Raw genomic sequence first — 6,477 nt, 5'->3', positions numbered from 1 at the left:
CCTCGCCGATCGTCCACTGCACCGGGACGTTCTGGGCTCGCAGGACGCCGTCGGCCTGGTTCTTCTTCTCCCAGGCCGCGAGGCGCTTGGCGAAGACGGGGGTGAGGTAGTGGGCGCGCAGCGCTGTGGCCAGTGCGGTGTCCGGGCCTTCGGGATCGTCCTTCGCGTCGACGTACGCGCCGTAGAAGTCGGCGACCTGGGTCACCGAGTCACCGGTCCTGCCGCTGACCGACCGCACCGCGGCGGATGCCTTCGCGGGGGTGTTGTTGGTGGTGCGGATGTCGGTGATGCGGCCGGTCGGCTCCTGCTTCACGACGAGTCGGGTGGTCGTCGTCGGCGATTCCCCGCCGCCGTAGGTCAGGGTGACGGCGACCTCACGGCTGTCACGACCCTCGCCGATCGTCCACTGCACCGGGACGTTCTGGGCTCGCAGGACGCCGTCGGCCTGGTTCTTCTTCTCCCAGGCCGCGAGGCGCTTGGCGAAGGCGGGGGTGAGGTAGTGGGCGCGCAGGGCCTTGGCCAGTGCGGTGTCCGGGCCGGCGGGGTCGTCCTTCGCGTCGACGTACGCGCCGTAGAAGTCGGCGACCTGGGTCACCACGTCGCCGTTGTAGCCGTGGACCGACCACAGCGTGGCGGACGCCTTCGCGGAGGCCTTGACGGGGGCGGGGACGGAAGCCTGTGCCAGGGCCTGCGTCGACACACCGAGCCCGACGGCCAGGACGAGACCGGCGGCGAAGACCGCGCGGCGGCCCGGACGACGACGTGCGTGGGTGTTCATGCTCATGTCGGTCTTCCTTCTTGAATGGTGGTCCGCGGACGGCCGCCCCGGCCCGCGCCGGGCGCCGAACGCCGGACCCCGGGCACACGAATGCCCGGGACACGGGCACAAGGCGGGAGTCGTCACCAGGCTGCCGGGGCCCTCGAACTCCACCCCGGCCGGTGCGACCCCCACAGCTTCAAAGCCACCGAGCACCCACCGCAACCACCACCGCCGAACCCGCAACGCCGCAACCATCCCACCCCCTCTGACCTGCGCGAACGAGCGCGGCCTGGGATGCCGTACTGGGACGCGGGGACGAGCCTTCCGTCGTGCCGGACACCGCTTGGAGGCCGCCGAGACGGCACAGAGCCCACCGCCCACGATGGGGTGTTACTTGCCGAAGGAGGGCGCGAAACGGCCCCTCACCAGCGGGTTTCCGAAACTCAGCCTGCTGGCACCTGGATCGACGACGCGCAGATCCAGGAGAAGCAGCCAGGCGGGACTGCTCTCAGATAAGGGTTGCCCTTGACGCGTGACGTCCGGCGATACTCCAGCATGAGCAGAATCGCGCAGGTCATCGTGCTGGCGACGTACGCGGACGAGGTCATGGAACCGCTGACCCACCCTGACGAGTCACGTAGCTGGCGCGGTCACTTCGAGCCTCTCAACTTGTTCGTCGGTGGATGGGTCATCGAGTTCAACCGGGTGGCCCCGCGCTCCGGACTGCTGAATCATCTCGAATCGCTTCCGTGGCCCGACCCGGGGAAAGTACAGGTGCTGATCCACGACGAGGAGGACGACTGCTTCGGCCTGTGGATGATTCATGACGGCAAACTGGTCGAAGTGCCGCTGCCACGCACCCAGCGTTTTCACGACCCGGCTCCCCCCTCTGAGGACTACCCGCCGAATCCGGGGTACCTGTGGCGGACGGACGCGGGCGGCAACTTGCCGGAAGACCTCTCCGTAGAACGCCACGATCCGCGGCCCGCCTGGTAGCGCAGGGAGCCGTCATGTCACCTGACGGGAAGTCGCCATGCCCCCTCGTGCCCGTTCGGTTGGCCCACCCACCAAGCATCGTTATCACTCCGCCGCAGGTCAGTAGGGCTCCCGCCCCTGGATCACCTCAGCTTCCCAAGCTGAGAGCGTGACGGGTGCACATCGAGTGGCCGCATCGCCCTTGTTTCCAAGGCGTGTTGCCTTCGGTGTGTCAGCAACGGCCATCTGCACGGTGCAGTCTGTCGTCACTGTTCCGTCACAAGCAGTCGCCGCACGGAACCCTGCCGCTCTCCCGCCCTATCTGCACTCACGCACCACGACCACGCGTACCGCGGGGCAACGACCGACGACCGAAACCCGCGGACGAGACGACTCAGGGGGACGACAGCATGCGTCACAGCAACGGCATTCGCAGGACAGGTCTGGCGACGACGGCGGTCACGGCCGTCGCGGCGGCGGTGACCGGCATCCTGCCCGGCACCGCCATGGCGGCGAGCACCACCACCACCTCTACCCCGCCGCCCGCCTGTTCGGCCTCCGCCCTCCAGGTCAGCGCCCGGCAGGCCGCCCACCCGCCCGTCGGGACCGGGACCGGGGCGGCGGTCGTGCAGTTCACCAACGTCTCTCGGAAGACGTGCGTCCTGAAGGGCCATCCGACGGTCGCGGGCGCCGGCAACGGCTCCCCCGCCCACAACACCCCGCTCAAGGTCACCCCCACCGGCAGGGCGGCCACCGTGACGGTCCGGCCGCACGGCAAGGCGTGGGTGAAGCTGACCTTCGTCCAAGTCCAGGGGGAGGGCGACGGCTACTGCGTGTCGGGCAAGACCCCGGCGGCGTATCCGACGATGGTCATCGGGCTGCCGCACTCCGGGAAGCACCAGGTCGCCCTGAACGACGGGTGGTGGGCCGAGTGCGACAACAAGGTGACCGTCACCCCGGTCTCGGCGGTCAAGCCTTCCTGACCCCCCGTCCACAAAACGAGCAGCCTGCATGACGATCGCGCTGAGGTTCAGACGGGGCGTGTCGAAGGTGCCGGCTGTCGGTCGAGCGGGCTGAAGCTGGGCCGTCTCTGGGCCGTCCGACGTTGCTCTACAGCGGCCAATGACGACCAACGATGACGGCCAAGTTACGAGCCCATCGCCCCTGAGCAGCGAAAACGCAGGTCACCAAGATCTCCGGCAAAACCCAGGGCAAGAAGAAGTAGGTCCGGCTGATTTGGCGCCCCCAGCGTCGGCGCTTCTGCGTGCCGGATCGAGCACCTGCGGTCGGACCGAGGATAGTTCCGGATGGTTCCGATCATCTCTTGGCCTATGGGGTGTTGTGGGAACTCGTGGGGCGGTGGGGTCGTCTGCGTTGGTGCGTTGTCCAGCGTGCTCGGTGGTTGTGCGTCTCCGAGAGGGAGGGGTCTGAGGTGGCTGAAGAGATCGGGATCGCGGAGGCTGTGGAGTACCTGCGTGCGGAGTTGGTGGCTGCGGCGGCAGGCAGTAGCGCCGGCCCGCGGTTTGAAGTCGGGCCGGTGGAGCTGGAGTTCTCCGTGGAGATGCGCAGGGAGGCCAAAGGCAAGGCCGGGCTGAAGGCGTGGGTGGTGTCGGCCGATGCGGAGGCGTCGGTGTCGAAGGCGTCGGTGCACCGGGTGAAGCTGGTGCTGACGCCGAAGGACACGGTGACCAACGGCGCCTATCACGTGAACACCGACCGTCCGGATGAGACGGGCGAGTTGCTGGGTTCGCGTTTCGGCGAGTAGAGCCACGCATCCCGCCTCACCGCCCGTGGGATGCCGGTGAGGCGGGTACGTGTCTATCGGGGATCTTGGCGTGATCGTGGGAAGGTCTGGTCAGGGTGGACAGGGCGCGAGTGACGGTGGTGCGGTCCGGGGAGGCGCGGGGATCGGGGTATGTGCTGGGGGGTCGGCTGGTGCTGACGGCCGCGCACGTGCTGAAGGATCCGTCCCGTGTGTCGGTGCAGCTTCCCGGTCGGGCAGGTCTGGTGAAGTGCCAGGTCGTGTGGCGGCGGCTGGAGGACGGACCGCAGGGATGGGATGCGGCGCTGCTGCTGGCGGATGGGGATCTGTCGGAAGGGCCGTTGCCCGGGGTGCGGTGGGGACGACTGGTGACCATGCGGGCCTGTCCCGCGCAGGCGCTCGGTTTCCCGGAGGCCGGGAAGGCCGGCGCACAGGCGGTGTCGCTGGTGCAGCGGGACGGGCGTGTGCTGCCAGAGAACGGCCGGGACCGGGACCGTTACGTCCTGGTCGGGGACATGGGCGCCGAACCACTGGAGGACGGCGGGGCAGCGAAGAAGGCCTCGCCGTGGGGCGGGATGTCGGGTGCGGCACTGTGGTGCGGCAGCGGACGTGACATGCCGGCGCTGCTGACCGGCGTGGTGGTCGGTGACGCGCCCGGCTGGAGTCATACCCAGCTGGAAGCCGTGCCCGCCTACGTGCTCGCGTCGGATCCGCGGGTGCGCCGACTGGTGGAGCAGCACACCGGGCAGCCGATGTTCCTGGAGCCCGCCGACCTCCAGGACGTCACCGACCCCCTTGCCGTTCCCCAGCCACCACAATCTCCCGCTGACCTGCTGCGCCCCGAGCAGGCGGTGGTGTCCTTCATGGGTCGCGACGACCTCCTGAAGGAGCTGGAACATTGGTGCAAGCCCACCCCTCGCGCGGCCGGGACCGGGCTCGCCATACCCAGGCGGCGACTGGAGCCCAAGGAGGAGGGCCAGACCGGCCCGGCGGGTGCGGCTGCAGACGGCGTCTGGGGGTGGGGCAAGAGCCTCGTGCGCGCCCGGCTGCTCACCGGTCGGGGTGGCGCGGGCAAGACCCGGCTGTCCGGCGAACTCGCCGCCCGGATGGCGGTCCGGGGCTGGACGACCATCCGCCTGACCACCGACACCACCGTGCCCTTGGGCGTCCTGTCGCAGGTGCGCCGGCCGTTGCTGATCGTGGTCGACTACGCAGAGACCCGCACACAGCAACTCCATGCCTTGCTCGAAGCTGTCGACCACGACCAGGTCACCGCCCCGGTCCGGGTGCTGGCTCTGGCGCGCGCTGCGGGCGACTGGTGGACCCGCGCCGCCCAGCACCGCCGCGGCCAGGCCCTGGCCAGTGCGCCCGTGGCCGCGGTACCAGCGTTGCACCACACGCCTGACGAGCGTGCCACCGCCTTCCAACGGGCGGCAGGTGACTTCAGCATGCGCCTGCACCGCCTGTCTCCCGCCGTCGACTGGCCGGCCCTTCTGCCTGCTGTCCTTGCTCCGGCCGCCCGGCCGCCGCTGACCGGATCGGAGTTCGACACCCCGCTATCGGTGCAGATGGCCGCGCTCCTCGCCCTGCTCGACGCCACCGGTACCCCGCAGCCCACCGATCCGGCCCGCTCGTTGGAAGGCAGGCTCCTGGGGCACGAGCGCAATTACTGGGATGAGACCGCCGACCGTCGGCAAGGCTTGTGCGGGGAACGCGCCGGGGGGGAGACCCGTTCCCTGGCTGTTGCCCTGGCCTGCATGGTCCCCGCAACCAACCGTGACGACGCCCGAGCTCTACTGGCACACCTGCCTGGCCTGACCGGCGACAGCGCGGCCGGCGTACGCGGGGAGCTGGCCACCTGGCTCAAAGACCTGTACCCCGCACCGGCTGGAGCGGAATGGGGCAGTCTCCAGCCCGACCGGATCGCTGAGCACCACCTTGGGACGGAGGCCGGTCGCGAACCGGACTTGTTCACTCGCATCCTCACCCATCTTCCCGGCCGGCAGGCCACCCAGGCTCTGACCGTCCTGGCCCGGACCAGTCAACACCTTCCGTACCACGAGGTGATCAGCCGCATCCTGTGCGACGCCGTCGCCAGTGCCCCGACGGTCCTGGCGCCGGCCGCCCTGACCACCGCCACCCGAACCCCCCACCCGGCACCCCTGATCGCCGCCCTCACCAAGCTGACCCACACCACCTCAGACATCACAATGCTCCAGGCGCTGAGCGACCAGATCCCGCACGCCACCCTCGCGCTCAGCGAATGGGCCGCCACCCTCACCACAATCCTGGCCGAACACCACGACACACCGACAGCCGATCCCGCAGTTCTCGCCGCCTCGCTGAACAACCAGTCCGTCCGTCTGGCGGAGCTGGGGCGCAGGGAGGACGCCCTCACCGCCGTCACCCGTGCCGTGGACGCCTACCAGGCTCTGGCCGACCAGCGGCCGGACGCCTTCCTCCCCAACTTCGCCGCCTCGCTGAACAACCAGTCCGGCTGTCTGGCGGACCTGGGGCGCAGGGAGGACGCCCTCACCGCCGTCACCCGTGCCGTGGACACCTACCAGGCTCTGGCCGACCAGCGGCCCGACGCCTTCCTCCCCAACTTCGCCATGTCGCTGAACAACCAGTCCAACCGTCTGGCGGACCTGGGACGCAGGGAAGAGGCCCTCACCGCCGCCACCCGTGCCGTCGACACCTACCAGGCTCTGGCCGACCAGCGACCAGACGCCTTCCTCCCCGACCTGGCCATGTCGCTGAACAACCAGTCCAACCATCTGGCGGACCTGGGGCGCAGGGAAGAGGCCCTCACCGCCGCCACCCGCGCCGTCGAGATCCGCGAAACCCTGGCCGAGCAGCGACCGGATGCCTTCCTCCCCGACCTGGCCATGTCGCTGAACAACCAGTCCAACCATCTGGCGGACCTGGGGCGCAGGGAAGAGGCCCTCACCGCCATCACCCGCGCCGTCGAGATCCGCGA

The 6,477-nt window shown here is 69.6% G+C and carries 5 protein-coding genes; 4 read left to right on the top strand and 1 reads right to left on the bottom strand.

Annotation, left to right across the window (positions count from 1 at the left end; all coding sequences use genetic code 11):
* Window positions 1–784 (bottom strand): hypothetical protein (locus tag ACFRIC_RS25240; RefSeq protein ID WP_382789653.1); only part of this gene is annotated, 784 nt, incomplete at its 3' end.
* A 531-nt stretch (window positions 785–1,315) separates the two neighbouring features.
* Here ACFRIC_RS25240 and ACFRIC_RS25235 point away from each other — a divergent pair.
* The 4 genes from ACFRIC_RS25235 to ACFRIC_RS25220 all read left to right on the top strand — a co-directional run.
* Window positions 1,316–1,756 carry a hypothetical protein gene (locus tag ACFRIC_RS25235; protein ID WP_382789650.1) on the top strand — a complete coding sequence of 147 codons (441 nt, stop codon included), beginning with the start codon at window positions 1,316–1,318 and terminating at the stop codon, window positions 1,754–1,756.
* A gap of 389 nt (window positions 1,757–2,145) precedes the next feature.
* A complete protein-coding gene (locus ACFRIC_RS25230; RefSeq protein WP_382789647.1) occupies window positions 2,146–2,718 on the top strand; it encodes a DUF4232 domain-containing protein in 573 nt (190 codons plus the stop codon).
* 449 nt (window positions 2,719–3,167) lie between these two features.
* Window positions 3,168–3,500: a trypco2 family protein gene (locus ACFRIC_RS25225; RefSeq protein WP_382789644.1), complete on the top strand. Its 333-nt coding sequence runs from the start codon at window positions 3,168–3,170 to the stop codon at window positions 3,498–3,500.
* A 152-nt stretch (window positions 3,501–3,652) separates the two neighbouring features.
* Window positions 3,653–6,477: ATP-binding protein (locus ACFRIC_RS25220; protein WP_382789641.1), on the top strand; the 2,825-nt coding region annotated here is incomplete at its 3' end.

Source organism: Streptomyces sp. NPDC056738, assembly GCF_042790435.1.
Lineage (GTDB): Bacteria > Actinomycetota > Actinomycetes > Streptomycetales > Streptomycetaceae > Streptomyces.
This window is presented reverse-complemented; position numbering and strand designations above follow the sequence as displayed.

Excerpts from the sequence above, each read along its gene's own strand:
- ACFRIC_RS25230 (WP_382789647.1), top strand. The coding sequence starts at position 2,146 with ATGCGTCACAGCAACGGCATTCGCAGGACAGGTCTGGCGACGACGGCG.
- ACFRIC_RS25235 (WP_382789650.1), top strand. The coding sequence starts at position 1,316 with ATGAGCAGAATCGCGCAGGTCATCGTGCTGGCGACGTACGCGGACGAG.